Genomic DNA, 25,886 nt, shown 5'->3' with positions numbered 1-25,886 from the left:
AAGAGGGGGAGCGCCGTGGGATACTGCCTGAGCGTGGACGGCGGCGGAACGAAAATTATCGCTGTATTGTTCGATCACGATTGGAATTGCCTGGCCGTAGGTCGAAGCGGACCGATTAATCCGAATTTTACGAGGCTCAAAAAGGTCGAGGCCAATATGGAGGCATGCATCCGGGAATGCTTGAAGGAGCATCTACATATCAAGCTGGAGACAGTTTATGCGGCGATGCCCGGTCCAATCGATTTGCTCGCCGATGTCATAGGAAAATATGCACATGTCGGAGAGATGCATGCTTTCAGTGAAGGATATATGTGCTTGCTGGCAGGAATTCAGCGCCGACGAGGTATTGTAGCCTTGGCCGGTACAGGCTCCGGGATATTCGGCGTCAGGGAGGAAATCCAAACCCATCTTGGCGGATGGGGAAGTCATCTTGGCGATGAAGGCAGCGGATACGATATCGGGAGGCAGGGAATGATGGCCGCCATTCAAAGCTTTGAAGGCCGCGGGCCTGTGACGATGCTTCAGGAACTGATCATGCAGCGATGGCAGTTGAAGCATATGGGCGACATCATTTCCGTCATTTATGGCACGTCCGATACCCGTGAAGTCATTTCTTCATGTTCGCTGCTTGTTTCCAAAGCGGCGATGTCAGGGGACGAAGTGGCGCAGGGCATTTTTGCGGCAGCTGGAGAGAGCCTCGCCCTGCAAGTATGCGCGCTGATGAACCGGGACGCGTTCGATGAACAGACATGGGTCATGGCGGCGGGCAGCGTCTGGAAGGGGCATCCGCTCATGTTCACAAGGTTCAGGGAAGTCATTTGGGAGAAGCACCCGAAAACCGTGGCGGAAATGCCGTTGTTTGAGCCCGTCATGGGGGGCGTCGTCCATGAAGCGATGGGTACGGGAGCGGGCGACCCTTTGGATGGTCCGATGCTGCAGTGGTTGAAGTCGGCGTTCGAAGCGTTTCTCTATCAGCCGAAAGATATATAAAGAGCCGTAAGATTCAACCTTACCGCGCTTACTTATGATATGGAGGGGAAGAATATGAGAGGTCAATATTTTCAGAAGCTGAACAGCCTGATTGCCCAAATCGAACAAACCCAGGGGGAGGCCATGGGAGAAGCGGCTCAGGCAATCGCAAACGCGATGGAGGCCGGAAAATGCGTGCATTTGTTCGACACGGGACATATGCTGGATAGCGAGCTCGTCAACCGTGCGGGCGGACTCACCGCTTTTCGGGCTATGCGCTTTCAATTCGACGTGAACAACGAGGTTCGAGAGCGCGAAGAGGAGAAAGAGAAAGACCGCAGCCTCGAAGGGCTGATGGAGTACGTTCTCCGGGCAAGCCGGCTTCTTCCGGGCGATGTGCTCATTGTCGGCAGCGTATCCGGAAAAACGGTCTTTCCGGTCGATATAGCGCTTCATGCAAAGCAGATGGGAGCTTATGTCATCGCCTTAACGAGCATCACTTACTCCTCACTGCTGAAGAGCGAGCATTCCAGCGGGAAAAGATTATTCGAGGTTGCCGATCTTGTGATCGATAACTGCGCTCCTCCGCTGGACGCGATGCTGGAGGTGCCGGAATTAAACGCGTCCATCTGCCCGGCATCCGGTATCGCGGCCGCTTCCATCATGTGGGCCATCGAGGCCGAAGTGGTCGAACTTCTGCTACGGCAAAACTTGAAACCGTCGGTGTTGAAATCCATCAACTTCCCGGGAAGCGCGGAGTATAATGAAACAGCTTATCAAGCCTATGCCGAGACTTCATGTTAAACGGTCTGCGTTTAAAAATTCGAGCCGCCATTGGCGGCTTTTTTATGTTTTCACAATATATGTTCTTGTCAAAACCAGACGACAAGAACATATATGGTTAACCGTAATTGATATAGACTATCTATTACTTTATAAGAAAGCATCCTTAATAGGATAAGACAATGACCTTCAGCAAAAGTGTAAAAAACTCCAAAGAAATTCGTGACTTTTAGGATCCTGATACAAAAACCAAAACTGCCAGTAAACCAGAAGATGTATAATGTATTGGATAAGTAAAACCAACTTGGATGAAGGTCGAGTCTTTTGGGTTGACTGAATATGTAAGCGGATACATATTGTAAGGCAGGTCTTAAAGGTTATTACAACTACCCGAAAATAGAGGAGGAAAAGCAAATGAGCATGTGCATTCAAACCCACATCGATTGGCCCGCATTCTTGTCCCGTCACGATATGTTATGGCAAACCAAACCTATAAGCTGGGATGAAGGAGTTTTTATAGGCAACGGTCTTCTTGGAGCCATGATATATAGCGAGGAGCATCGGGATCAACGACATGTGCTGAGGTTCGTGCTGGGACGGACCGACGTGACGGCTTCGCGTGAAGGAGGGGCTAAGGCGTTTCCTGTACGGGTCCCTATTGGTGAGATCGCGTTGGAAATGGAGGGTTGGATCTATCAGCCTTGTGAGATTCGGCTTGATCTTTGGAATGCTGAAATGCGCGCGGTGATCCCTACGACGAAGGGAGAAGTCAGATTAAGGGCATTGATCCATGCCCTATATCCGGTTCTGGCCATTGAACTTGATAGCGATGAAGGTGAGCAGAGGGCGGAAATGAGATGGTATTCCTATCCTGAGGTCGATCCCATTCTGAAGAATGCCGATGGAATCAACCTGAACCAATACATACCGGAGATCACTGTCGAACGGACGGAAGAGGAAGGGACTGGCATCGGTGTTCAATCCTATGGAAAGGGCGAAGGCTGCACAACGGCTTGGAAGGTGCACAATTACGGAAGAGTGAAGGAAGGTAGCGGAGAATGCGAAAATGATGTGAGGTATCACCGTTTATGCCTGTTGACGGTGGTCAACGGAATATCAAATGAAGACAGGGAAATTGCACGCCATGAACTTGAGAATGTGCCCCAGGAAGATTTGACTTCGTGGATAGCCGAACATCGCCGTTGGTGGCATGACTATTATCCGGCAAGCTTTATCTCGATTCCGGACACGCAGCTCGAGAGCTTTTATTGGATCCAAATGTACAAACTGGCCTCTGCAACAAGAAAAGATCTCCTTCCAATAGATAACCAGGGCCCGTGGATGACCTCAACGCCATGGCCTGGATTATGGTTTAATATGAACGTTCAGATGAGCTATTCACCGGTATATACCGCGAACCGTCTTGAGCTCGGACAATCCCTTATTTCTTCGCTGCGGCAGCATCAGGAGCAATTAATTCGTAACGTTGACGAATCTTTCCGCAGCGATTCGGCTGGCCTGGGGCGAAGCAGCAGCTATGATCTGAACAGCCCGGTTGAAGATGAGGTCGGAAATTTAACGTGGATCATGCATAATTGCTGGAGGCAGTACCGCTATTCGATGGACGAGACGCTGCTCCGTGATTTTGTTTATCCGCTGTTGCGGCGAAGCATCTGCCTCTATATGCATCTTCTGGAGGAAGGTACGGACGGCAGACTCCATCTGCCACCCACGGTATCGCCTGAATACGGCTCGTTTAAACAACTCAAGACCCCCGATGCTCATTACGACCTCTCCCTGCTGCGCTGGGGCTGCGAAACACTGTTGTATGCTGCCAAAAGAATGGGGATCGAAGATCCGCTGCAGGCGCGCTGGGCCGATATTCTTGCCAGGCTAACGCCGCTGCCGGTAGACCAAACAGGATACAAAATCGGAAGGGATCTCAGCCTGGAATTCGGCCATCGTCATTTCAGTCATTTGCTGGCTGTATTCCCGCTGCATATTACCGGAAATTCTGAGGAGGAACGGCAGCTCGCCATTCGTTCCCTCAGACATTGGATAGCCAAGGAAGGTGATCTGCGCGGGTTCAGCTTCACCGGAGCCGCTTCTATTGCAGCAGCCATGGGTCTGGGCGATGAAGCACTAGCCTATTTGCGAAGCTTAATGCATTTGATTAAACCAAATACGATGTATAAAGAGGCGGGTCCGGTCATCGAGACGCCTTTAGCCGGGGCGGAAGCGATTCATGACATGCTGCTGCAAAGTTGGGGGAACATCATTCGGGTATTTCCTGCGGTTCCGGAGACGTGGCAGGAGGCTGTTTTTCACAATTTGCGTGCTGAAGGAGGATTCCTTGTAAGCGCTGCCTCGAAGGCGGGACAAACGGTTTTTATCCGCATCCAGAGTCTTGCCGGGGAGCCATGCAGATTGCTAACAGATCTTGCATATTCGGAGCAAGGGTTTGTGATCGAAGTTCAAGGTAAGAGGGCCCAATATATATTACATGAGGATAGATCGATCGAAATTGTGCTGAAATCTGGCGATGAGGCCGTGCTGTATATTTCAGACGGTGAGGAGCCACGGGTAATTGCACCTGTGCCGGCTGAGCCGGGCATGCAGCACTTTTTTGGAAGCAGGAAGCCATGGCGATTGTATGGATTCCCGAAATAAGCCCAGGGAGGCATGAATGATCATGTTTAAGCAGCTGCGCAAGTACAACCGAAGCGTGATAGTGACTTGGCTCATTTCCTATATTACCGTGTTAATGGTGCCGATTCTCATCAGTATTGTTCTGTACTTCATCACCTATCAACAGGTCAAGACGGAAACAAACCGTTCGAATGCGTTGTTATTGGAACAGATGGAGATGTCGATTGACAGCAAGCTGAAAGGGCTGGAGCAGCTGAGCCTGGAGATTGCTTTAAACCGGAATATCTCCAGCTTCTCGAGTGTCGATCCCCCGCTCAGCGATGCTCATTATTATGATTTGTTCCAAATTTCCGAAAGCCTGCGCACGTATAAAAATGCGAATGATTACATTGAGCAAATTTATGTCATATATACAAACAGTGATACGGTGATCTCCACCTACGATCATATGAACCGCCAGGGTTTGTTTCAAAAGCTGCGCCAGCAGGACGATACCTCTTTTGAACAATGGAATAGCTTATTTGAGCGAAAATATGTAAACGGCTATACGCCGATGACGTTTTGGGATGGAGGGACTTCAACGCCGGTTGTTGTGTTTGCAAGATCCCTTGTTTTTAACACACCGGGGCAGCCGCCGGCAATCGTACTGTTTGTCATGAAGGATTCGAAATTAATCGAAAGCGCCCCGCGGCATCCGGATGCAAGGATGTTCATTCTGGATACAGAGAGCCGGTATATCGCTGCTCGGACAGATCCAGGTCTCCTGCCGCAGCATCTCACCTACGGGGAGCTTCGGGATCAGCAGGGCATCGTGTATAAAGATGTGCAGGAGCAGCAAGCAGCCGTTTCCTATATCACTTCAAAAATAACGGGCTGGAAATACGTTTCCGTATTACCGGCATCCCTCTTTAACGAGAAAATGCAGTATATGCGCAAGCTCATATGGATCAGTATCGGAATGTGCTTCCTGGTTGGAGGCGTAATTTGCGTCCTTTTTCTGCGGAAAAATTATATGCCGATCCAAGTGATGCTCCAAAGTCTTTCGCATAAATTCGGATTGCGTTTTGACGGAGGTTCAAGTGAATATTCCTTCCTACAAGGGGCCATTCAACATTATTTTACGGAGAAGGAAGATATGCGTGCCCGTTTAGACCAGCATCGTAACACGATTCGGGCCCATCTCATCCGCAGGCTTCTTAAGGGATCCATAGAAAAGGAGGCTCTTCTTCACGAATCCCTTGCTGCCCATCATATTGAGTTCTCATCCGACCGCTTTGTGGTCATTCTCATGTCCGTGGACGGTTTCGGGAAATTCGAACAGTACGGCCAGAACGGCCTGTCGGATCAAAAGGAGCAGATGCTGCATTTTATTCTGACAAATGTCCTGGTGGATGCAGCAGCGGATGATGCCGCTATATACACGACGGAAATGAATGATGTTCTTGCATGTATTGTGAATTTTCATAAAAGCGATTCTGAAGAGCGGGAGCGGCTTACTCTGCATCGCATATCCGCTCAGGTTCGTGAATTTATGCAGGAACAGATGCAGGTTGAGCTGACAATCGCGGTTGGAGAGGTTTATTCAGACATCTATGGAATCGCGCAGTCCTATCATGAGGCACTGGATGCCCTGGAGTATCGGATTGTACTTGGAAGCGGACAGTTCATCCGGTATCGGGATACACAATTGAATCAGGCGCCGCCGCATCATTATTATTTCCCACTCAGCGTCGAACAGCAGCTCATCTATGTAGTGAAGAGCGGAAATTACGCGAAGGCTGAGGCACTGATCGAAGATATTTTCCAGAAAAACTTCACGGGACACCCGGTATCCGTTCCACTTGCCAAATGCTTAATGTATAACATGGCCAGCACGATGCTTAATACGGTTGATGAAGTCAGCGTTACCGGCAAACGATCGCTGGAGGCGCATCTCTTGGATGTAGAACCGCTCCTTTCATGTGAGCATGTCCCGCAAATGAAGGAACAATTGAAGGTCAAGCTGAGTCAGGTCTGCAGCTGGATTCAAGCCGAGAAGCGGGATCACCACCGCTATTTAATTGAAGATGTACAGCGCTACATAGAGAACCATCTACACGATCCGAATTTGAATATTTCCATGATCGGAGATGTATTCCGGATGACCCCGTCCTATATCTCGCGTCTTTATAAAGATCATACGGGAGAAGCGCTGCTGGACACGATTAACCGTTCGCGTCTGGCCGAAGCCAAAAACCTCCTGAAGCATAACAAGCTGACCGTCAATGAAGTCGCTGGCCGTGTCGGTTATGCGGATGTCAGCACGTTTGTACGAACCTTTAAAAAGTTTGAAGGCATGACTCCCGGAGCATTCCAAAAGGCGGCGCAATGACGCCGAGGACAGACAAGATCACGGTTTTTTCAAGAATTGCCTATCATTTTATGTTTTGTCTATGTTCACTTTCGCGGATTTGTTGAACAATGGCTTCGGATACTTTGTTTTGAAAGGGTATTCATCATACTATCCTGAATCGGGGGAATGGCAATGGATCGACGTTTGCGGATAGGCAAAATCTTAATAAGGCGTTTTAAAGCGGGTGTCTCTTCTGTCCTGATCATGAGTTTGATCCTGGCGGGATGCTCAACAGGAAGCACCGAGGAGGGTGAACCGAAAGATCAAGCGGGCGCATCCTCAGATATCGGTTCGACCTATCCGCTGAAGACGAGGGAAGGGTTCACATCATGGGAAGCTTTGAACAATAATGCCGTTACCTTCTATTCCAATCTAGCCGAAACACCGTTTGGAAAGGCGCTTGCGGAGAAAACAGGGGTGAACGTGAAGTATGTCCATCCGAATGATCAGCAGACGAAGGAACAATTTAATCTGATGATCGCTTCTGATGAGCTGCCGGATACGGTCGAATATGACTGGACCGGGCGAAGCGCAGGCTCCTATCCGGGGGGACCGGAGAAGGCAATCAAAGATGGGGTCATTCTGGAACTCAATGATCTCATTGACAAGTATGCGCCAAACCTCAAGAAAAAGCTGGAAGCAGACAAGGAACTCGACAAGATGGTGAAAACGGACAGCGGCAAATATTACGTATTTCCGATGATCCGCAATCCGTCCGGGCTGGTGTTCCGGGGTCCGATCATTCGAAAAGACTGGCTCGACGACTTGAATTTGCCTGTACCTACCACAGTTGCGGAATGGGAAACCACGTTAAAAGCTTTCAAAGATCAGAAAGGGGCGAAAGCTCCGCTTAGCGTCACGTACACGGGAGGAAATTTTGAAATCCGGGATGCTTTTATCGGTGCCTATCATACGTCCAACTCATTTTATATTGATGACGAGGGCAAGGTGAAGTATGGCCCGGTCGATCCACAGTACAAGGATTTTCTGGCGTTGTTCCGCAAATGGTTTGCCGAAGGCTTGTTCGATAAGGATTTTGCACTTACGGACGGCAAAGCTCTGGATAACAAGATTTTGACCGGCCAGACCGGAGCAACGGTATCGCTGCTGAGCGGCGGCCTTGGAAAGTGGATGGATGCTATGAAGAAACAGGACCCGAAGTTTAAATTGGTGGGTGCCCCTTATCCAACGATTCAGAAAGGTGAGGTTCCGTTTACGGGTCAGCGTGATTTCAAATACAACCCCGGTCCAAGCAAAGCGATTACAACCGCCGCCAAAAATCCGGAATTGGTCGCAAGGTGGCTGGACTATGCATACAGCGATGAAGGTGCCATGCTGTTCAATTTCGGCATTGAAGGCGAGAGCTATTCGATGGACAACGGAACTCCGGTGTATACCGATTTGATCAAAAATAACGAGAAATACAGCCTGCAGCAAATGGTATCCCAATACTCCAAACCGAATGGTCCGTATGAAGCGGATGAGCGCCGCAATTGGAATACGTTCCCTGAGCAGGATGAGGCCGTTAAAATATGGTCTCAGACAGACGCGGAAAAGCACACACTGCCCGCTTTCCTCACCCCAACGGACGAGGAGAGCAAGGAGCTCGGCAAAATCTTGACGGACGTAAGCAACTATAAGGAAGAGATGTTCGTGAAATTCATCGTTGGGAAGGAACCGATGGAGAATTATGATGCTTACGTCACACAGATTAAGAAGCTCGGGATTGATCGGGCGGTCGAAATCTATCAGAACGCGCTGGATCGGTATAACGAGCGGTAAGTGTTGATCAGCCCGGAGGAGGGCGATAACCGCCCGATTCTTCTGGGCTTTAGATTGATCATGAGGAGTGACAACGGGATGGCGAAACATCCGCCTCAAGAGCAGCATGCGGCTCTATTGACTACTTCCGGAAGCAGGAGCCTGATCCACTGGGGAATTCTGAAGGATATCCGAAGAAATCCTTGGCTCTATATCATGCTGACACCGGTGCTGCTCTATTTCACTATTTTTCACTATTATCCGATGTACGGCGCCCTGATAGCTTTCAAAGATTTTTCCCCGCGATTAGGAATCATGGGAAGTCCATGGGTAGGCTGGGAACACTTCGAGTCCTTTTTTGAAGGCATTTATTTCTGGCGTGTCATTAAAAATACGTTATTAATCAGCTTCTATGAGCTGCTATTTGGATTTCCCGCTCCCCTGATTCTCGCCCTTCTGCTGAATGAAGTGAGAAAGACGGTATTTAAACGGACCGTCCAGACCTTTACCTATATGCCTCATTTTATATCGCTTGTTGTCGTATGCGGCATGATCAAAGAGTTTACGATGAGTGATGGGATCATTAACGACCTGCTGGCGTTGTTGGGCTGGGAGCGGGTTTCTTTACTGCTTGAATCCCAATATTTCCGTACGATCTTTGTCTCATCAGGAATTTGGCAAAATATCGGATGGGGGACCATTATCTATTTGGCGGCGTTAGCCGGTATCGACCAGGAGCAGTATGAAGCGGCAAAAATGGATGGCGCAAGCCGCTGGAAGCAAATGCTCCATGTGACATTGCCGGGAATTATGCCCACCATCATCATCCTGTTCATTCTGGAAATGGGAAGAGTCATGAATGTGGGAGGGGAGAAGATCATTCTCCTATACAATCCGTCCACCTATGAAACCGCGGATGTGATTAGTTCTTATGTGTACCGTGTAGGACTGCAGGAGTTCGATTACAGCTTCAGTTCGGCCGTAGGACTGTTCAATTCCGCCATCAACTTTATGCTGGTCATCTGCTCCAACTGGTTGAGCCGGAAGATGAACAATACGGGCTTATGGTAGGAGGAACTTGCTCATGAAACGAAGAATCGGCCGACCATCCCTAGGTGAGAGAGCATTCGATGCCTTTAACTATACTTTATTAACGGTTATCACCATCTTTACGGTTTACCCTCTGGTCTATGTTTTATTCGCTTCTCTAAGCGATCCGACGCTGTACATGCAGCATTCCGGGATATTATGGAGACCGTTAAAATTCAGTTTCCATGCTTACGAGCTGGTGTTTGAAAACCCGATGATTGTTAAGGGCTATGTCAATACCATCATTATTCTTGCCGGCGGACTTGTCCTCAATATCATCTTAACAGCCTTTGGGGCTTATGCGTTATCGCGCAAGGGACTACGTTATCGTAAGCCGCTCATGCTGTTTATCGTATTTACGATGTTTTTTAATGGAGGCCTGATTCCGCTATATTTCACGGTGAAAGGGCTTGGCCTGACGAACTCGCTGTGGTCTCTGATGATCCCCCAGGCGATTTCGGCCTTTAATCTGATTATTATGAGGACGGCGTTCGAGGCTGTGCCTGACAGCCTGGAGGAATCGGCAAAGATCGATGGGGCGAATGAGTTCGTTATTCTCTTCCGGATCATGATCCCGCTCTGTATGCCGGTGATGGCCGTGATGCTGCTTTACTATGGGGTCAGCCACTGGAATTCATGGTTTAACGCAATGATCTATCTGCAGGACCGATCCCTATACCCGCTTCAGTTGGTACTCCGCGAGCTGCTGCTGCTCAATGATGCCAGCTCCATGGCCACCGGAGCCAGCGGTGGAGAGGTTGCCGTTATCGGTGAAACGCTCAAGCACGCGACGATTATCGTGGCTACCGTTCCGATTCTGCTGGTCTATCCATTTCTGCAGAAGTATTTTGTCAAAGGGGCCTTGATTGGGGCGATTAAGGGATAAAAAAGTTGAGTAGGCAAGGGAGGTTTACGATGAATAAGCTCGGAAGCGTAAATGACAAGTATTTGGAGACATGGTGGAGACAGGCTCAGCAAAAAGTGGAACGTTTGATGCAAAAGGAACCCCTGCTTGCGCCGCATGCGGCAAAATCCGGAGAATACGACGGGTTGACATTGGATAACTGGATATCGGGGTTTTGGCCGGGAATGCTGTGGATTTATTACGATATGACAGGAGATCAAAGGTACCTAGATGCAGCTTGGGACTGGGACATCCGAATGGAGCGGCTGACGCTGGAGGAGAACCGTTTTCATCATGATGTCGGATTTCAATATTTGCCGACCTCGATTCTGAAATATAAGCTAACCGGCGACGCCGATGGCAGAAGGAGGGGTTTGGCAGCTGCCAACTTTCTGGCAGGCCGGTTCAACCTGGCTGGCCAGTACCTGCGGGCTTGGAACCGCGATCTCCCGGGATGGGCAATCATCGATTGCCTCATGAATTTGTCCATTCTGTTGTGGGCGGCAGACGAGAGCGGGGATCCGAGATTCAGCCATATAGCCAAAGCGCATGCCGACATGGCCTTACGGCATATGGTCCGGCCCGACGGTTCTACCTGCCATGTGGCCGTGTTTGATCCCGCGAGCGGCGAGCTGCTGGAATATAAAGGCGGGCAGGGCTATGCTCCGGATTCCTGCTGGTCCAGAGGGAATGCTTGGGCATTATACGGCATGGCAAACCTATACCGGTACACGAGGGAACACGAATATCTGCAGGCATCGCAGCGGGTGGCACATCACTTTATCGCTTCATTGCCGGAGGATATGGTTCCGCCTTGGGATTTCCGTGTTCCGAACCAGGAGACCGAGCCTCGGGATACCTCTGCTGCGGCCATTGCCGCTTCAGGTCTGCTGGAGCTTGCGGAATTAACATCTCCTGAAGTGGGGGCTGTATATCATCATGCAGCCACGCGTATTATCGCTTCTTTATCTGAACGCTATTCCACTTTCGGCGACGATGAGCACGAAGGGATTCTGCATAGCGCGACAGGGCATAAGCCGGAAGGCGTCAATGTCAATGTATCCTTGATCTACGGGGATTATTATTATGTGGAGGCGCTCGCGAAACTACGGGGCTGGTCTCACCGTGTATTTTAGTGCTTTACATCGTTAATTAAAGAAAGAGGTGGAGCGTGTTGAGTACGTTACTGAAAAAAACGATCAGGCAGAGGCTTACGGGCAGAGTAGGGATAGGACTTTTACTGACGTTGTTATTAGGGTCATTAACGTTACAACCTTCACAGGTGAATGGAGCAGCGAATGAAACGGGAGGCAGCCATATGAAACTAGCAGTGAGCGGTGTGACGGCCAGCTCATACCAGCCGAACACGAATTATGTACCTGAAAAGGTCGTGGATGGGATCTGGGGAGAAGACACAGACAGCCAGCAAAGCCGCTGGTCAGCATCCGGGCAAGGGGAATGGCTTCAGTTTGACCTGGGGCAGCCGCAAAAGGTAACTTATGCGAACATCGCTTTTTTAAACTCACGGGAACGGCTTTCCAGCTTTGAAATCACTGCATCGGATACGCCTGATTTCGAGACGGGGACCGTCGTTCTTGGCAGGCAGTCCAGCCGTCAGCTCCAGCCGGAGGAGAGCATCCTGCAGACCTATGTGTTTGATCAGCCGGTGAAGGCGAGATACCTCCGTCTTACGGGATATGGAAACAGTGCCAGCGGAAGCTCGGGAAATTGGAACAGCATTATGGAAGTGGAGCTGTATGCAGGAAACCCGCCAGAGACAGGGGAACCGGCCCCTCCTCCATCTGACGCGGGAAGTGTTAAGGAAGGGGAGGTCAAACCTCCTGAATTCAATCATATTAAGGTCCGGACGGCCAAGGAGCTGCAGTCGGCCCTTGATGAAGCCGTCAGCGGAACATGGATTGAGCTTCAGCATGGCAGCTATGAACAAAATGGCCCGTTCGTCATTAAAGAAAAGCATGGTACCGCAGCGTATCCGATCCGGGTAACGGCAGCGAAATCCGGCAAAGCGGTGATTACAGGGAACAGCTACATGCACATTGAGAATTCCAGCTACATTGAGGTAACGGGACTCCAATTCCGGAATGGCATCGGAGATGAGACGGGAGATCAAACCCTGGTCGAACGCGGATTAGAAAACCGCTCCTTGACGGGTGTCCATCCTGGCGTGCAGCTGCAGAGCTCCAGCCATATCTCCATTGTGGGGAACACCTTCGCGCTCGATGAGACCGGTCAGCCGTACCGGTTCAAGGCAGATAAGCGTTCCGTGTGGTGCCTGGTCAACATCAAGGGGAGCTGCCGCTATGGAGAAAACAGCTATGATCCGAGCGGTGAAGTTTATAGCGGGTCGACACCGTATGAAGATGATAAGCTGCTAACCGACAATGGAACCAACCGACATTATATCCGGGTCGAAGGTACGAGCAGCCATAACCGGATCGCTTATAACGACATCGGTCCCAAGAAGGGATTTGGCGCTGTGGTGATCTATGACGGCGAGGGCCACAGCGGGCAGAGCATTTCGCAATACGATGTGATTGAATACAATCATTTTCACGATATCGGCCCCCGGGTCAGCAACGGCCTGGAAGCGATTCGCCTCGGGTTATCCAGCTTGTCATTATCCTCAGGCTATGTGACAATCCAGCATAATCTATTTGACGGGTTAAACGGCGAAGACGAAATTATTTCGGTAAAAAGCAGCGATAACATTATCCGCTACAATACGGTGCGCAATTCGTATGGCGGGATCGTATCCCGTCACGGGAACCGCAACCGCTTCTATGGCAATTTTATTCTCGGCGATGGAAAAACGGCTGGGCTCAGCGGCTTCCGGATCTATGGCAACGACCATCAAATCTTCAACAATTACATGGAGGGGCTAACGGATAAAATTATCCGCCTTGACGGCGGCACGCATGACGGGGGACCGGAAGGCGGAACGAACCCGACCGTCCGCTGGGGCGGAGAGAATGAACAAACCGCTGTGTTAAACAGCCTTCCGGAAGAGGAAAGAACAGAGCTGCTGCGTGGGCACTGGCGGCAGTATAACGTCCAAATCTACCATAATACGATTGTGAATGTCGGCAACAACACGCCTGTGTTTACCCTCGGTGGAAGAACGTATCAGCCGGTTGGGACGAAGATCTATAACAATCTGATCTTCAGCCATGCGGGCACCATGTTTACTGAGACGGAAGCTATGATGAAAGCACCGGCTCAGGAACGACCCGAATACAAAGGGAACAAGGTAGAAGGCATTGCGCCTATTTCGAACAATTCCGTTGTTGGCGGGGCAATCCGCAAAGAGGATCTGAGGCTGGTCCGCGGTAATGACGGGTTAATCCGGTTGTCGGAATACAGTCCGGCCATCGATGCGGCCATCAGCCCGCTGCTGGCTCTGGACGACATGGGCGGCCAGATGAGATACGCGCCGGATGTGGGCGCAGATGAATATAGCTCCGGCAAATCCATAACCAATCGGCCGCTCACGACCATTGATGTTGGACCCCGGGCATTAATGAAATAACGCGCTTCCAACGGCAAGTAAATGAAATTCCGTAGCAATACAGAATGCAGTTAGTAAATGAAAAGGCCAACTCGGTTAACGAGTTGGCCTTTATTTTTGTAAATCCTTACCACAGCATGTGGTGACACCTATTTGGACACATACATGCCATCCAGACAAAAATGTAACTTGGCCGCTAATCTGCATTATAATCGTCAACCCAGGGTAATAAGAAATATCTGTGCCGTGTAAGGGAGGAACTAGATATGCATTGGAAAATAAGAGAGGCGAAACCGGAGGACTTTGATGCGATCAACGAGCTCGTTGGTCAATTATACAGCATCCATGCAAAGAACCGGCCGGACATCTACAGACCTTGCGATAAACCGCTCGATTACGATTATTATATTTCAATGTTGAACGACGACAACGTAAAGGTCTTCATCGGGGAAGACGGTGACCGAATAATCGCCTACACCATTATAAATTTCATGGATGCACCTAAGAGGGCCGCTTATGTAAAACGAAGATATATCGAATTAGACCATATCTGTGTGTCAGAAGAATACCGAGGGAAGGATATCGGAAGCAAGTTTATCAACTATATTAAAGAGCTCGCAAAATCGCAGCAGTTTAGCAGTATCGAATTGCATGTAGCGGAATTCAATGAAGATGCGATCGGATTTTATGAGGCCAAAGGATTCAAACCGAGAAGCAGGACGCTGGAATTGCCTATCGTATAAATCGCGAGACTAACCAAGTACAAGGTTCGAGTTTAATCATGACTACTACTTTCATAGGTTAATGAAGCTACCGGGCAGGATTGTGGAACGCTATGCCGAATACCTCAATAATCAAGTTGATTCAGACAAAAATTCGCATCTTAAATAGGAGAGTCGTATGGGAGATCAGTTGAACTGGGCCGGGAACTATCGCTACAGCTCGTTGGAGCTGCTTGAGCCTAAAAATCTGGAAGAGGTTAAGGATCTGGTAGTTAACCGCAGAAGCATACGCGTGCTTGGGTCGCGGCACTCTTTTAACGGGATTGCCGATACCGGTGGCAGCCATCTCTCGCTTCGAAAGATGGATCGGGTCATCGATCTCGACCGTGAACAGAACATCGTAACTGTCGAGGGTGGCATTCGGTATGGCGATCTGTGCCGCTATTTAAATGATCGTGGCTGCGCATTGCATAATTTAGCGTCGCTTCCGCACATTAGTGTGGCTGGTGCCGTCGCGACAGCTACCCACGGCTCGGGCGTCCATAATGCAAGCCTGGCGTCTTCTGTCCGTGCTATTGAGCTAATCAAATCGGATGGAGAAGTTACGGTGCTTACGCGAGGGGTTGATCCCGAGTTTGATGGGGCGGTCGTCGGGCTTGGCGGACTGGGAGTCGTCACTAAGCTTACACTGGACTTAGTACCTTCGTTTCAGGTAAGTCAGACCGTATATGAACGTCTTCCTTTTTCTGCACTGGAGAGTGACATCGAAGACATTTTATCTGCTGCATACAGTGTCAGCTTGTTTACGAATTGGGCAGAGCCCATGTTCAATCAAGTGTGGGTAAAACGAAAGCTGGGAGCAAACGGGGAAGATGAGGCACCATCCCATTTCTTCGGGGCTATACCCGCTCCGGAAAAACGGCATATGGTTTCTGGCCAATCTGTCGTAAACTGTAGCGAGCAGTTAGGCGCTCCGGGACCATGGTACGAACGGCTGCCTCATTTCCGCATGGATTTTACCCCCAGTGCGGGCAACGAACTGCAAAGTGAATATTTCATTCCGAGGCGCCATGCGCTCGAAGCGATACATGCGCTAGGCAAATTGCGTGATCGAATTGCGCCTCTGCTCTTCATTTCCGAGATACGAACAATTGCTTCGGACACATTCTGGACGAGCCCATGCTACCATCAAGACAGCGTTGGTTTGCATTTTACATGGAAGCCGGATTGGGAGCGGGTACGCCAGTTACTTCCGCTTATCGAACATGAACTGGAACCGTTTGGAGTACGACCGCATTGGGCGAAGCTGTTTACGATGGAGCCGGAAAGATTACAAGCCCGGTATGAGCGGTTGGCGGATTTCCGTCAGTTGCTGCTTCGATACGATCCAACCGGGAAGTTTCGGAATTCGTTCCTGGATCATTACATTATGAATTAATGTAAAGTATTAATGACTTATCTAGAAAATGTGATTGACCTCCACTTCTTGCAATAAGGGATGGAGGTTTTTGAGTTTGTAAGCTACGAAAGAATCCATTTGATCAATAAGCTAATAGGTAGATGAGTGTAACTTTCTATTATTTGGATGCGTTTAATAATTATTACTACTATAAAGTGAAGAGCGAGGAAATGTTTAGGAGTGAACAAATGTGAGGATGTATTTTACAAGCATTAGAAAAGTGTTTGTTGTTGGTTGTATTGTTTTTGTAGTGGCTAGTGCCATGGTATTCCAAAGCACGGATGCTAAACGTACAATGATTCAAAGCAACACAACTTCTCTGAACTACCCTGAAAATGAACATGGGCAAACATACGGTTCAGCTCAAGAGGACAACTCCGCTGATATGCTGCCTGATTTAATCCATGCAGGAAGTGTGAATGGTATTCAAGGGTATTTGCTGAAAAAAGATTACCTCGGTGAACCTGGCGATGTTCCACTGTATGATGTTGATGGGAAAACGGTAATTGGTACTTTTCATGTTGGCGCCAAGAATTTGAACTTTCCTAAAAATAAACACGGACAGACGTACGGTTCTAGCGCAGATGCTGCTTCTCCTGGTATGGAACCTGAATTAATCAGGGCTATTGGTGTAGATGGCACTGAAGGATATGTGCTGAAGAAAGATTTAGATGGTGAGCTACCTAAATCACCCGAGGAAGCCATTGCGATACAGAACAGTAGATCACCAGATGGTCGTGATATTCCGCTGTATGACGTTGATGGTGAATCCGTAATTGGTGTGTTTCATGTTGATTGAGTGCAACGTTTATTCCGATAAAATTCAAAAGCTTCCGATAAACACATACATATTAAAGCCGCGTAGCAGCGGCTATTTTTGTTTCACAATATAGGTGTGAAAATCCTATAACGGTCATCCTGAAGAATTTCCTATAACATCGCCAAAAAATTTTATTCTCGTACTGAACCTTTTTCCCCATGAGAGCGAATTAAGGGTTGTAACACGTTCAGGAGGGGCCCCCATGAAAGATAATGAGTTACTATCGTGGCTTGAAAAAGCGAAGTTGGGTGACGAGTCGGCCTTTGAGCTTGTTTATCAGGCGACTCACCAAGACGTCTATCGGACGGTTGCTTTTCTCGTCTACAACAAACAGGATATTGAGGATATCGTGAATGAAGTGTACATGAGCATGTGGCGGACGTTTCAAACCTACGACCCGAACCGGCCGTTCCGGTTTTGGCTGCACGGGATTACTGTCCGTCTAGTCCAAGACTGGAAAAGAAAGACATGGCGGCGAATTCGCCTCTTTGAACGAAACCGCCGGATGACATGTGAACATTTCGACGGGACGGACAAAGCTGTGCTGCAGTTCGAGATGCAGCATGAACTTTTCAGCCTTGTCCGCCAATTATCGTACAAATTACGTGTGGTCGTCATCCTTCGCTATTTTCACGACTACGCTCTGGAAGAAATTGCAGACATTCTACAGATCCCCGTTGGCACAGTGAAATCCAGGCATCACCTGGCAATGAAAGAACTCCGGAAACGGATCGAAATGACGGGAGGAGACGCGTATGTCCATTGAGAAGGAATTGCGTGAAGAGCTTCGCCAGGTGGCGGATTCGATGCAGTGCCCACCCGAATTGTATGGTCGTGTCCGACAATCCTATCATCAGTATGCAAACGATAAGAGAGGTAGATCTCCCATGAAAAAACGAGTGCTCGCAGGTATTGCCGCAGTAGCCATCCTGATTCCGTCCGTGGTTTTTGCTTCTTCCTATCTAGCCGATGATCTATTCGGTTCTGTTTCAACCATTGAACAGCACGGCGGCACACAGGAAGATTATCAAGAGATTGAAGGAATGCTGCAGGCAGCAAAAGGCAAGCTTACGGAAGATGAATTTAAGGAGTATCAGGTGCTGATAAAGCAGTTGATTCAATTAAAGCTGAAGATCACCGATGAAAAAGGGGTCAAACATGAGGAGAAGCTGACCCAAGAAGAACAGCAGCGGTTAGAGCAGCTAGCATCTAAACTGGCACCATACTTCGAGAAGATAAACAAAAATGCCAATCCGTAAAAGGAATGAAGTAAGGACCGATCCCATGTGGAGGGGTCCTTTTTTTGTCAGATTGGGAGATTAACCGAACGAAAATAGAACCATTCGAGATTATTCGGCGAAATTCCATCCTGTAAAGATATTCATTTTGGTATATATTTCTTCTTCATCAATAGACATGTTGTTCTCAAACCACCAATTTAGGACACCTAAAACGGCTCCGATATAGGCCTCTATTTTAATTTGTATTTCGATGGAATTTACTTCAATGGCGTGCTGTTCGGCCAAATATTTCTTCATGCCTTTCCCCATATCCCTCCGCAACAAATTCCTTAGGGAATCCCTTTCTTCAAATAGAAGCTGTGAAAATAAGGTTTTATGTTTCGCTGCTATAGAAAACAATTCCCGGAAATTATCCGATGGAGAAAGGGATACTTCGGCAAAGTTCCGAAATTCCTCCTCAGCAATTTGCATCACGGCATGTGAAAGTAAATCAAATTTATCCTGAAAATGCGTATAGAACGTAGTTCGGTGCACCATCGCTAAATCACAAATTTGCTTCACTGTGATTTGTTCGAAGGAGTGTTTTTCCATTAGATCAAACAGAGCATTGTACAGAAGCTTGTGGGTTCTTCGGACTCTGAGGTCGTCCGTTGTTTTGTTAACCATGACAGATTCCTTTCCGTGTATCGTTTTTCGACATATTCGCGATTTTATCGGTTGATGAGGTACATTATACAACATATCATTTAATCTACAAAGGCAGTTTAAATATACATCTGTCTAATTTAATTTTGTAGGAGTGATAAATATGGCCAACTTAAGCACAGATCATCAACTCACTGCACTTGAAAAGCAATTACTAAACAACGCAACAGCGTTAGTTCCCTATCTTCAAAAATTCGGAAGGCTTATAGATGAGGAAAGACATATTCCCGAAGAGGTGATTCAAAAAGTTTCGGATGCAGGTTTGTTTAAACTTGGCACACCCAAAAAGTACGGAGGTCATGAGGTTAGTATTCGTGCCATGGTTGAAATTATTTCGGAGGTAGCTAAGGGGAACGGTTCTGTTGGCTGGGTCGTTCAAATCATCAACGGGAACAATTATACCGCTTCATTATCTTTCCCTTCCCAAGTATTAGACTCGCTCTTCAGCCAGGAAGAGGAGGTGCGTTTTTGTTCTGTCTTAGCAGCACGCAAAGCTGTTGTAAAAAAAGTAGACGGCGGTTATTGGGTAGAAGAGGGCTTTTGGGGATTCGGTTCAGGTTCTAAGCATGCAACCCATGCTTTGTTAAATTTGAATGAAGTGAAGTCCATGCAAGAAAGTGGAAATTTGGGAATGACGTTGGCTATAGTACCGATGAGTGAAGTTACCATTGTAGATGATTGGTATACGATGAGCTTAAAAGGATCTGCAAGTAACAGTTTGGAATTAAAAAATGTCTTTATTCCAGATCAATATGTCGTCACCCAGGACACAGAACAGATAAGTTCTTTGTCTGCCGAATTAAAAGGGCGTGACAGATATAGACCCTATGTTCAGCTTATAACAAGCATTACAACAGGGATCAGCGCGATCCTCGGGCTTGCCAGGGGGGCCGTTGAATATTTTGTTGAAAAGGCGCCACTTAAAGGTATTACGATGACTGTCCATACCTCTCAAGCGGCAGTAGGTCATATTCAGTATAAAGTAGGGCTCGCGGCCATGAAGGTTGAATCCGCGCATCTTCATATCAGTCGGGCGATCGATCATATGGAGCGGCATGTACAAAATGCGGAAATATTCAGTCTAAAAGAGCTTGCTCAGCTTCAAACGGATATGACTTATGCAGCGATGTTATGCTGGGAAGCTGTAGACATGCTAATGGCTGAGAGTGGAGGGAGTGTTATTGCCGATTCCAATCGCTTGTCCCAAATCTTCCGCGACATTCGAGGCGGCTCCAATCATGCGCTGACTACTGCATCCACGGGACTTGAGTTATACGGAAGAGTACTGTTGGGCTTACCGCCACAGCATGGTATGACGTTAGCTTACGTATCTTCTCTAAGAACAACTACTGGAGCTGAAGCAAACTCATGAGTAAAATAGCGATCATTTCCGGAAGTCTCAACCATAAATCCCGAGTAAACGGCATGATCAACTATGCCAAGCTGAAATTGGAGCAACAAGGTTGCGAAGTGGCGATCATTGATGTTTCTTCCTTGCCTCCCGCTGATTTGATGCACGCCAATTTCAATAGCAGACTGATATTAAGTGCACACGCTAAAGTGGAAGAAGCGTCCGGCATCATTATTGCAAGTCCGGTTTATAAAACGACTTATACAGGCGTCCTAAAAGCTTACGTTGATTTATTACCGCAAAACGGCTTTAAAGATAAAATCGTAGCTGCTTTTTTCGTAGGAGGCACCATTTCGAACTTACTTTCGATTGACTATGCGTTAAAACCCCTTTTAGCTTCAATGGGAACGAAGTCTTTTGCGGAAAATGTATTTGCGATCGACAGTCAAATCGAACGGATTGAGGATAGCGAACAAAACACTCGTTTCCAATTGGCTGACGAAATCCAGCAACGAATTGATGCTTCAATGCTGGATCTGGTTTACTACACCAAATGTATCTGACGGAGGTTTATCAAACCTACGAGTACAAAGTTACCGCTCATGGTGAAAGCGGGCTTATGAGTCATGAATGTCTGCCGTACAGGAGTTTTGTTGATGATGTTGATTGATCTTGAAGGAGCTGTCGTGGACAGCTCCTTTTGATATTTGCATGGGTGTAATCACCTACCGTTTAACTGCCCATAGCGATCTCATTTATTACATTAATTTTGTATGATAAGCTAAAAAAACAGATATTTCTTTAAATATTACAAGATAATTGAAATAAACCGTTGACTTTGCCTGGATAATGCCGATATACTCACGATGTATTACAAATATATTGGATGAATGGAGGTGATAGGATATCGGTGGCAGGAGAAGATCGATACGATCATTTTACTATGTAAGCGTTTTAATAAAATCAGTGAGGTGATAAGTTTGATATTAAAACGGAGTATTGCGGTCGTGATGTGTGTGCTGCTCTTGTTTGCCCCTCAGGCGGCATTCGCCTATAAGAACCCGGCATCGCTGCCGGACGAATGGGGGCAATATGGACTTGGCGACCCTTACGTGCTGAAGTTTAACGGTACATATTATTTGTATGTGAGCACAAGAGACACCGATGTCGGGGTCAAAGTGTGGAGCTCTCCTGACCTTGTCAACTGGAGCTATGGAGGACTGGCCACAACCGATCCGGTTACGAAGGGAGCCTACGCTCCTGAAGTCGTTTATTGGAACGGATATTTTTACATGTATACCTCTCCTGCCGGCAATGGTCATTATGTGCTGCGCAGTGAAAGCCCGACGGGTCCGTTCACGGTTCAAACGGGCAATTTGGGACATTCGATTGATGGCAACGTCTTCATTGACGATGATGGCAAGTGGTATTTCTATCATGCGAACGGAGAAGGAATTCTCGCAGCTGAAATGCCTACGCCGACGACGATCGGTAACAGCGTCAATACGGGGGCAAACATGAACGGTTGGACGGAAGGTTCTACGCTGTTCAAACGCAACGGCAAATACTATATGACGTATACCGGCAACCATGTATTCAGCAAAGGCTATCGAGTCGACTACGCGGTCAGCACAAACCCGCTCAAGGGATTCGTGCGTGATACGGACAACCCGCTTCTGATCAGCACGGAAGGTCCGACCGTCGGTCTCGGCCATAATACGGTCGTCGTTGGCCCGAACCTGGATGCCCGCTATATTATTTACCACAATCTCGAAGGAAAAGGCATTGTCGGACCTCTTCGCCATATGGGGATGGACCGGATCGTGTTCAACGGTGACAAAATGTCCGTGCTCGGACCGACGGCAACCGAACAGCCGGATCCGGAGATGCCGGATTTTGAGGACCGGTTCAAAGGTACGGAACTCAGCACGGCGTGGACGAATGCAGACGGTGTTAACTGGAGCATGGATTCGGGACTTCTGCATCAACAAGCTGCCGGTACAAGCAGGCTGTTGACTACTGTTGAGGCCGGAAGCAGCTATACGGCAGAATTTAACCTGCAGCTGGCTGAGTCAAGCAAAGCCGAAGGCCAGCGGCTCGGGGCCGTGTTCTCCTACAAGGGAGATAACGATTTCGGTACAGCGCTGTTAGATCCGGTGAGCAATTCGCTGAAGACACAGTTCCGGGTGAACGGCGCCGATCTGGGATGGGAGGAGAGCACGCTTCCGGAAGGATACGATTATACAAAACTGCATAATATCCGGGTTGAGAAAGCAGGGGACGCGTTCAAGATCTACGTCGACGGCATGCTGAAGCAGACGCGCAGCGCCAAGCTAGGCGGCGGCAGTATCGGTTACGTCACAGAAAATGCGAAGGCTAATTTCGGTTATGTTGCTTTCAGCAACGACGTGAACGGAAGCAGCGATTTTGATGCTGCGAAACCGGTTCCGGGTCAAGTTGAAGCCGTTCATTACCTGCCGGGCGGCGAAGGAGCCGGATATCACGACGAGACGCCGGGTACCATCGGCAAATACCGTGGAGATGGCGTGGATACGGACACAGCAGATGACAGCACTTCACATGTCACCGCTTTCGAGAAAGGCGAATGGCTGCAATACCGGCTGAACATCGCGGAGACAGGCAAATACGATATAGATCTCTCTTATGCAGATGCATCTCTGGGCAGCAAAGTACAGCTCACTTTGGATGGTGGACAGCCGCTGGGCGAGTTTGAGCTGACAGGTGACCCTAACGCTGCTGATGCAGGATGGCAAACCGCGCAGCTGAATGGGGTAGATTTGCCGGCAGGTGAGCATATTTTGAAGGTCACTGCCGCCTCGGGCACGACTTCGCTGGACAAGCTTTCGTTCCACCGGCACGCGGAAGTTCCGGTTCTCTATGATAACTTCGATGATGGACAAGACGACGGCTGGCAGCGGTATGAAGGCTTCTGGAGCGTGAAGTCCGACATTGCCGAGGAGGAGCACGCTTATGACGCCTATCATCCGATCCCGGGTACGATTGGCACGGTCCACTATATCTCTGGTGGAGAGGGTGTAGGTTATCATGAGAATACACTCCAAAACATCGGCGGCGAGTACCGGGGAGATTCGGTCGACATTCGCTCCAATCCGGCCAGCGGCGGTTACAATGTCGGCTGGAACCAGACGGGAGAATGGCTGAAGTTTAACATTGACGTAGCGGAAGCCGGAACCTATAACGCAGAATTCAAAGTGGCTACTACGATGGATGGAGGTCAAATCCGGCTCTGGCTGGACGACACGACGGATCTTACCGGCACCGTAGACATTCCGAAGACCGGTGACTGGAATATCTGGAATGTGGTGCGCAAATCCGGTGTTACTCTGCCGGCAGGCAAGCATACGCTAAAAGCGGAGACGGTCCGCGGAGAATTCGATTTTGCAAGCATAGCGTTAACGAGGAGTGATCAGCCGATACCCGTGCCCGGCGTCGTCGAGGCTGAGCATTACAAGCCCGGCGGTGAAGGCGTAGGCTATCATGACTTGACGCCGGAGAACATTGGGGGCAAATACCGCAGCGATAGCGTCGACATTCGATCCGCTGCAACCGGCGATCAGATCGTAGGCTGGAATCAAACCGGCGAATGGCTGAAGTACAACATCCGCGTCGCGGAAGAGGGATTGTACGATCTCGACTTGTGGGCAGCTACGACGTTTAAGGATGCACAAGTCCGGCTGTGGCTGGATGACACGACCGATTTGACTGGTATACTGAACGTTCCTGCTTCCGGCGACTGGAATAAGTGGAAGTCGGTGACGAAATCCGGTATCCAGCTGCCGGCCGGTGATCATGAACTGAAGGTCGAAATTGTCAAAGGCGAGTTTGACATGACGAGACTATCGCTCACCCAGTTCGATAAGCCGCACGTGCTGCCCGGATTTATCCAGGCTGCTGATTATAAGGCAGGCGGCGAAGGTACGGGCTACCATGATCTGACTCCCGCTAACATCGGTACTGAATACCGAAATGATGCGGTCGACATCCGCCGGAATGCGGGCGGCAGCTACAATGTGGGGTGGAACGCTACCGGCGAATGGCTGGCCTACAACGTAGATGTTGCCAAGGCCGGCGTGTATAACGTCGATTTCGTGACCGCTACATCGATGGATGGGGCGATAGTCAGGCTGTGGCTCGACGATACAACCGATCTGACCGGTGAAGTCAATATCCCGAATTCCGTCACGTGGGAGAACTGGGCGACAACAACGAAGCAAGGCATTTATCTCCCGGCGGGCGCACATACCTTGAAGGTCGAAACTGTGGTAGGTGAATTCGACTTCCAGGGAATACGAATTCATCAGAATCCGATCGAACCGAAAGCTGCTCATGCTGGTGAATATCAAGCAGCGGTCGGCAGCTTCGGGAAAACCTTGATCGGAGACGCCAATTGGTCGGATTACAGCGTGGAGTCTGATATCAAGCTGATTAGCGATACAGGCGACGGAGGCATTCTGATCCGGGCGAGCAACCCGGCTCACGGCAAGGAGCTGAACCAGAACAACGCGGATTTCGTGCAGGGATATGTCGCGTACCTGAACAAACAGGGCGTTCATCTCGGCAAGCTGAATTACGGCTGGACCTATTTGACAGGGGAGCCGCTCGAGGTGAAATCAGGCGAATGGAAGCATGTAAAAGTCGTAGCGCAGGGTGCTCGCATTCAAGTATTTGTCGATGATATGAGCAAGCCGGTTATCGATTATACGGACCGCAGCGGCAGACCATTTACACACGGTAAGGTCGGCATGCGGACGTACATGAATGAAACGAGTTACGACAATTTCACGGTTCTCCCCGCTCCCATTAACGCTCCTGCCATCGGCAAGCTGCTGGAGGAGTTTGGCTCAACCGGACAGTTAGACGAGAAGATCCGGAAGCAGCTGGATAAGGAGCTTGAGCATGCCGCCGATGCGGTAAGCAAGAAGAAGCCGGACTGGAAGCAGGGGATCAAGCATCTGGAGAATTTGCTGAAGCAGCTGAATAAAGAGCAGAAGCAGAATGGCGTTTCTGATCAAGCAAAAACAACGCTCAATCGGAGCGTACAAGCACTTATTGAAATGTGGAGCGCTAATTTGGGCAAGTAGCAGGCCAAGCAATGATCTAATACCGACGTCCCCGTACCGAAAGAGCTTCGGTGCGGGGACGTTTTGCGTTATTTTATCGTGTGCCGAAAAAGACAAGAATACGTATGCCTAGCCGAAATTAAAAGGATTATCAATGGCGTGGTTGGCGCATAAATGTTACTGCAAATCAGGTGAAGGATGTAACGGGTAGGATTGGTGAGGGGAAATATTGAAATCAAAGCCCATTATTAAAGTCCACATGTTTGCAGGCTTTTTTGTTTTCGCTTTAGGTGTACACCCTGATATTTACGGAACATGCTGTTAAGAATAAAATGGAATCATGCACGATTCTGGCCATTGCTACGTTCAACAAACTCAAACGTTCATTTCAAAACAGAAAGACAGGGGATTCA

18 protein-coding genes are annotated in these 25,886 nt (G+C 48.9%); 17 read left to right on the top strand and 1 reads right to left on the bottom strand.

Going from position 1 to position 25,886, the window contains the following annotated elements; genetic code table 11:
- The first annotated feature begins 15 nt into the window (after positions 1–15).
- The 14 genes from MKY74_RS22105 (at position 16) to MKY74_RS22040 (ending at position 18,333) form a co-directional block, all read left to right on the top strand.
- Positions 16–990 (top strand): BadF/BadG/BcrA/BcrD ATPase family protein, encoded by a 975-nt coding sequence (locus MKY74_RS22105; protein WP_076164913.1) that lies wholly within the window; start codon positions 16–18, stop codon positions 988–990.
- Between the two features lie 54 nt (positions 991–1,044).
- Complete coding sequence (locus tag MKY74_RS22100) at positions 1,045–1,773, top strand: sugar isomerase domain-containing protein (protein ID WP_076164915.1); 729 nt, start codon at positions 1,045–1,047, stop codon at positions 1,771–1,773.
- Between the two features lie 393 nt (positions 1,774–2,166).
- Complete coding sequence (locus tag MKY74_RS22095) at positions 2,167–4,422, top strand: glycosyl hydrolase family 95 catalytic domain-containing protein (RefSeq protein WP_076164918.1); 2,256 nt, start codon at positions 2,167–2,169, stop codon at positions 4,420–4,422.
- Between the two features lie 22 nt (positions 4,423–4,444).
- Positions 4,445–6,772 carry a helix-turn-helix domain-containing protein gene (locus MKY74_RS22090; protein ID WP_167372811.1) on the top strand — a complete coding sequence of 776 codons (2,328 nt, stop codon included), beginning with the start codon at positions 4,445–4,447 and terminating at the stop codon, positions 6,770–6,772.
- A 153-nt stretch (positions 6,773–6,925) separates the two neighbouring features.
- On the top strand, positions 6,926–8,575 hold the full coding sequence (locus tag MKY74_RS22085) for an extracellular solute-binding protein (RefSeq protein WP_076164923.1): 1,650 nt from the start codon (positions 6,926–6,928) through the stop codon (positions 8,573–8,575).
- A gap of 78 nt (positions 8,576–8,653) precedes the next feature.
- Positions 8,654–9,625 carry an ABC transporter permease gene (locus MKY74_RS22080; RefSeq protein WP_084203664.1) on the top strand — a complete coding sequence of 324 codons (972 nt, stop codon included), beginning with the start codon at positions 8,654–8,656 and terminating at the stop codon, positions 9,623–9,625.
- A gap of 13 nt (positions 9,626–9,638) precedes the next feature.
- Positions 9,639–10,529: a carbohydrate ABC transporter permease gene (locus MKY74_RS22075; RefSeq protein ID WP_144025320.1), complete on the top strand. Its 891-nt coding sequence runs from the start codon at positions 9,639–9,641 to the stop codon at positions 10,527–10,529.
- A 29-nt stretch (positions 10,530–10,558) separates the two neighbouring features.
- The gene (locus MKY74_RS22070; protein ID WP_076164926.1) at positions 10,559–11,683 is read left to right on the top strand and encodes a glycoside hydrolase family 88 protein; all 1,125 of its coding nucleotides are present in this window, start codon (positions 10,559–10,561) and stop codon (positions 11,681–11,683) included.
- Positions 11,684–11,865: 182 nt separating this feature from the next.
- Positions 11,866–14,094 carry a chondroitinase-B domain-containing protein gene (locus tag MKY74_RS22065; RefSeq protein ID WP_076164937.1) on the top strand — a complete coding sequence of 743 codons (2,229 nt, stop codon included), beginning with the start codon at positions 11,866–11,868 and terminating at the stop codon, positions 14,092–14,094.
- 245 nt (positions 14,095–14,339) lie between these two features.
- Positions 14,340–14,816, top strand: a complete 477-nt coding sequence (locus MKY74_RS22060; protein ID WP_076164940.1) for a GNAT family N-acetyltransferase — start codon at positions 14,340–14,342, stop codon at positions 14,814–14,816.
- A gap of 157 nt (positions 14,817–14,973) precedes the next feature.
- Positions 14,974–16,233 (top strand): FAD-binding protein, encoded by a 1,260-nt coding sequence (locus MKY74_RS22055; protein WP_076164942.1) that lies wholly within the window; start codon positions 14,974–14,976, stop codon positions 16,231–16,233.
- Between the two features lie 217 nt (positions 16,234–16,450).
- Positions 16,451–17,053, top strand: coding sequence for a hypothetical protein (locus tag MKY74_RS22050; RefSeq protein ID WP_167372812.1), 603 nt, complete (start codon positions 16,451–16,453; stop codon positions 17,051–17,053).
- 223 nt (positions 17,054–17,276) lie between these two features.
- A complete protein-coding gene (locus MKY74_RS22045) occupies positions 17,277–17,840 on the top strand; it encodes a sigma-70 family RNA polymerase sigma factor (RefSeq protein WP_076164947.1) in 564 nt (187 codons plus the stop codon).
- Positions 17,830–18,333, top strand: a complete 504-nt coding sequence (locus MKY74_RS22040; protein WP_076164949.1) for a DUF3600 domain-containing protein — start codon at positions 17,830–17,832, stop codon at positions 18,331–18,333. The genes MKY74_RS22045 and MKY74_RS22040 overlap by 11 nt, the downstream gene beginning before the upstream one ends.
- Before the next feature lie 90 nt (positions 18,334–18,423).
- Here MKY74_RS22040 and MKY74_RS22035 read toward each other — a convergent pair whose 3' ends face one another.
- A complete protein-coding gene (locus MKY74_RS22035; protein WP_076164951.1) occupies positions 18,424–18,981 on the bottom strand; it encodes a TetR/AcrR family transcriptional regulator in 558 nt (185 codons plus the stop codon).
- Between the two features lie 142 nt (positions 18,982–19,123).
- Between MKY74_RS22035 and MKY74_RS22030 the strand changes: the two genes are divergently transcribed.
- The 3 genes from MKY74_RS22030 to MKY74_RS22020 all read left to right on the top strand — a co-directional run bounded on the left by MKY74_RS22030 (position 19,124) and on the right by MKY74_RS22020 (position 25,494).
- Positions 19,124–20,392 (top strand): acyl-CoA dehydrogenase family protein, encoded by a 1,269-nt coding sequence (locus tag MKY74_RS22030; protein ID WP_076164953.1) that lies wholly within the window; start codon positions 19,124–19,126, stop codon positions 20,390–20,392.
- The gene (gene ssuE / locus MKY74_RS22025) at positions 20,389–20,934 is read left to right on the top strand and encodes an NADPH-dependent FMN reductase (RefSeq protein ID WP_076164955.1); all 546 of its coding nucleotides are present in this window, start codon (positions 20,389–20,391) and stop codon (positions 20,932–20,934) included. Before MKY74_RS22030 ends, ssuE begins: the two co-directional genes overlap by 4 nt.
- 408 nt (positions 20,935–21,342) lie before the next feature.
- Positions 21,343–25,494: a carbohydrate-binding protein gene (locus tag MKY74_RS22020; protein ID WP_244169223.1), complete on the top strand. Its 4,152-nt coding sequence runs from the start codon at positions 21,343–21,345 to the stop codon at positions 25,492–25,494.
- Positions 25,495–25,886: the final 392 nt, after the last annotated feature.

The sequence above is a fragment of the Paenibacillus sp. FSL R5-0378 genome (assembly GCF_038009285.1).
In the GTDB taxonomy this organism is placed as follows: Bacteria; Bacillota; Bacilli; order Paenibacillales; family Paenibacillaceae; genus Paenibacillus_AQ; species Paenibacillus_AQ favisporus.
This window is presented reverse-complemented; position numbering and strand designations above follow the sequence as displayed.

Excerpts from the sequence above, each read along its gene's own strand:
- MKY74_RS22100 (WP_076164915.1), top strand. The coding sequence starts at position 1,045 with ATGAGAGGTCAATATTTTCAGAAGCTGAACAGCCTGATTGCCCAAATC.
- ssuE (WP_076164955.1), top strand. The coding sequence starts at position 20,389 with ATGAGTAAAATAGCGATCATTTCCGGAAGTCTCAACCATAAATCCCGA.
- MKY74_RS22035 (WP_076164951.1), bottom strand. The coding sequence starts at position 18,981 with ATGGTTAACAAAACAACGGACGACCTCAGAGTCCGAAGAACCCACAAG.
- MKY74_RS22030 (WP_076164953.1), top strand. The coding sequence starts at position 19,124 with ATGGCCAACTTAAGCACAGATCATCAACTCACTGCACTTGAAAAGCAA.
- MKY74_RS22055 (WP_076164942.1), top strand. The coding sequence starts at position 14,974 with ATGGGAGATCAGTTGAACTGGGCCGGGAACTATCGCTACAGCTCGTTG.
- MKY74_RS22065 (WP_076164937.1), top strand. The coding sequence starts at position 11,866 with ATGAAACTAGCAGTGAGCGGTGTGACGGCCAGCTCATACCAGCCGAAC.
- MKY74_RS22080 (WP_084203664.1), top strand. The coding sequence starts at position 8,654 with ATGGCGAAACATCCGCCTCAAGAGCAGCATGCGGCTCTATTGACTACT.
- MKY74_RS22085 (WP_076164923.1), top strand. The coding sequence starts at position 6,926 with ATGGATCGACGTTTGCGGATAGGCAAAATCTTAATAAGGCGTTTTAAA.
- MKY74_RS22045 (WP_076164947.1), top strand. The coding sequence starts at position 17,277 with ATGAAAGATAATGAGTTACTATCGTGGCTTGAAAAAGCGAAGTTGGGT.
- MKY74_RS22060 (WP_076164940.1), top strand. The coding sequence starts at position 14,340 with ATGCATTGGAAAATAAGAGAGGCGAAACCGGAGGACTTTGATGCGATC.
- MKY74_RS22090 (WP_167372811.1), top strand. The coding sequence starts at position 4,445 with ATGTTTAAGCAGCTGCGCAAGTACAACCGAAGCGTGATAGTGACTTGG.
- MKY74_RS22050 (WP_167372812.1), top strand. The coding sequence starts at position 16,451 with ATGTATTTTACAAGCATTAGAAAAGTGTTTGTTGTTGGTTGTATTGTT.
- MKY74_RS22070 (WP_076164926.1), top strand. The coding sequence starts at position 10,559 with ATGAATAAGCTCGGAAGCGTAAATGACAAGTATTTGGAGACATGGTGG.
- MKY74_RS22095 (WP_076164918.1), top strand. The coding sequence starts at position 2,167 with ATGAGCATGTGCATTCAAACCCACATCGATTGGCCCGCATTCTTGTCC.
- MKY74_RS22040 (WP_076164949.1), top strand. The coding sequence starts at position 17,830 with ATGTCCATTGAGAAGGAATTGCGTGAAGAGCTTCGCCAGGTGGCGGAT.
- MKY74_RS22075 (WP_144025320.1), top strand. The coding sequence starts at position 9,639 with ATGAAACGAAGAATCGGCCGACCATCCCTAGGTGAGAGAGCATTCGAT.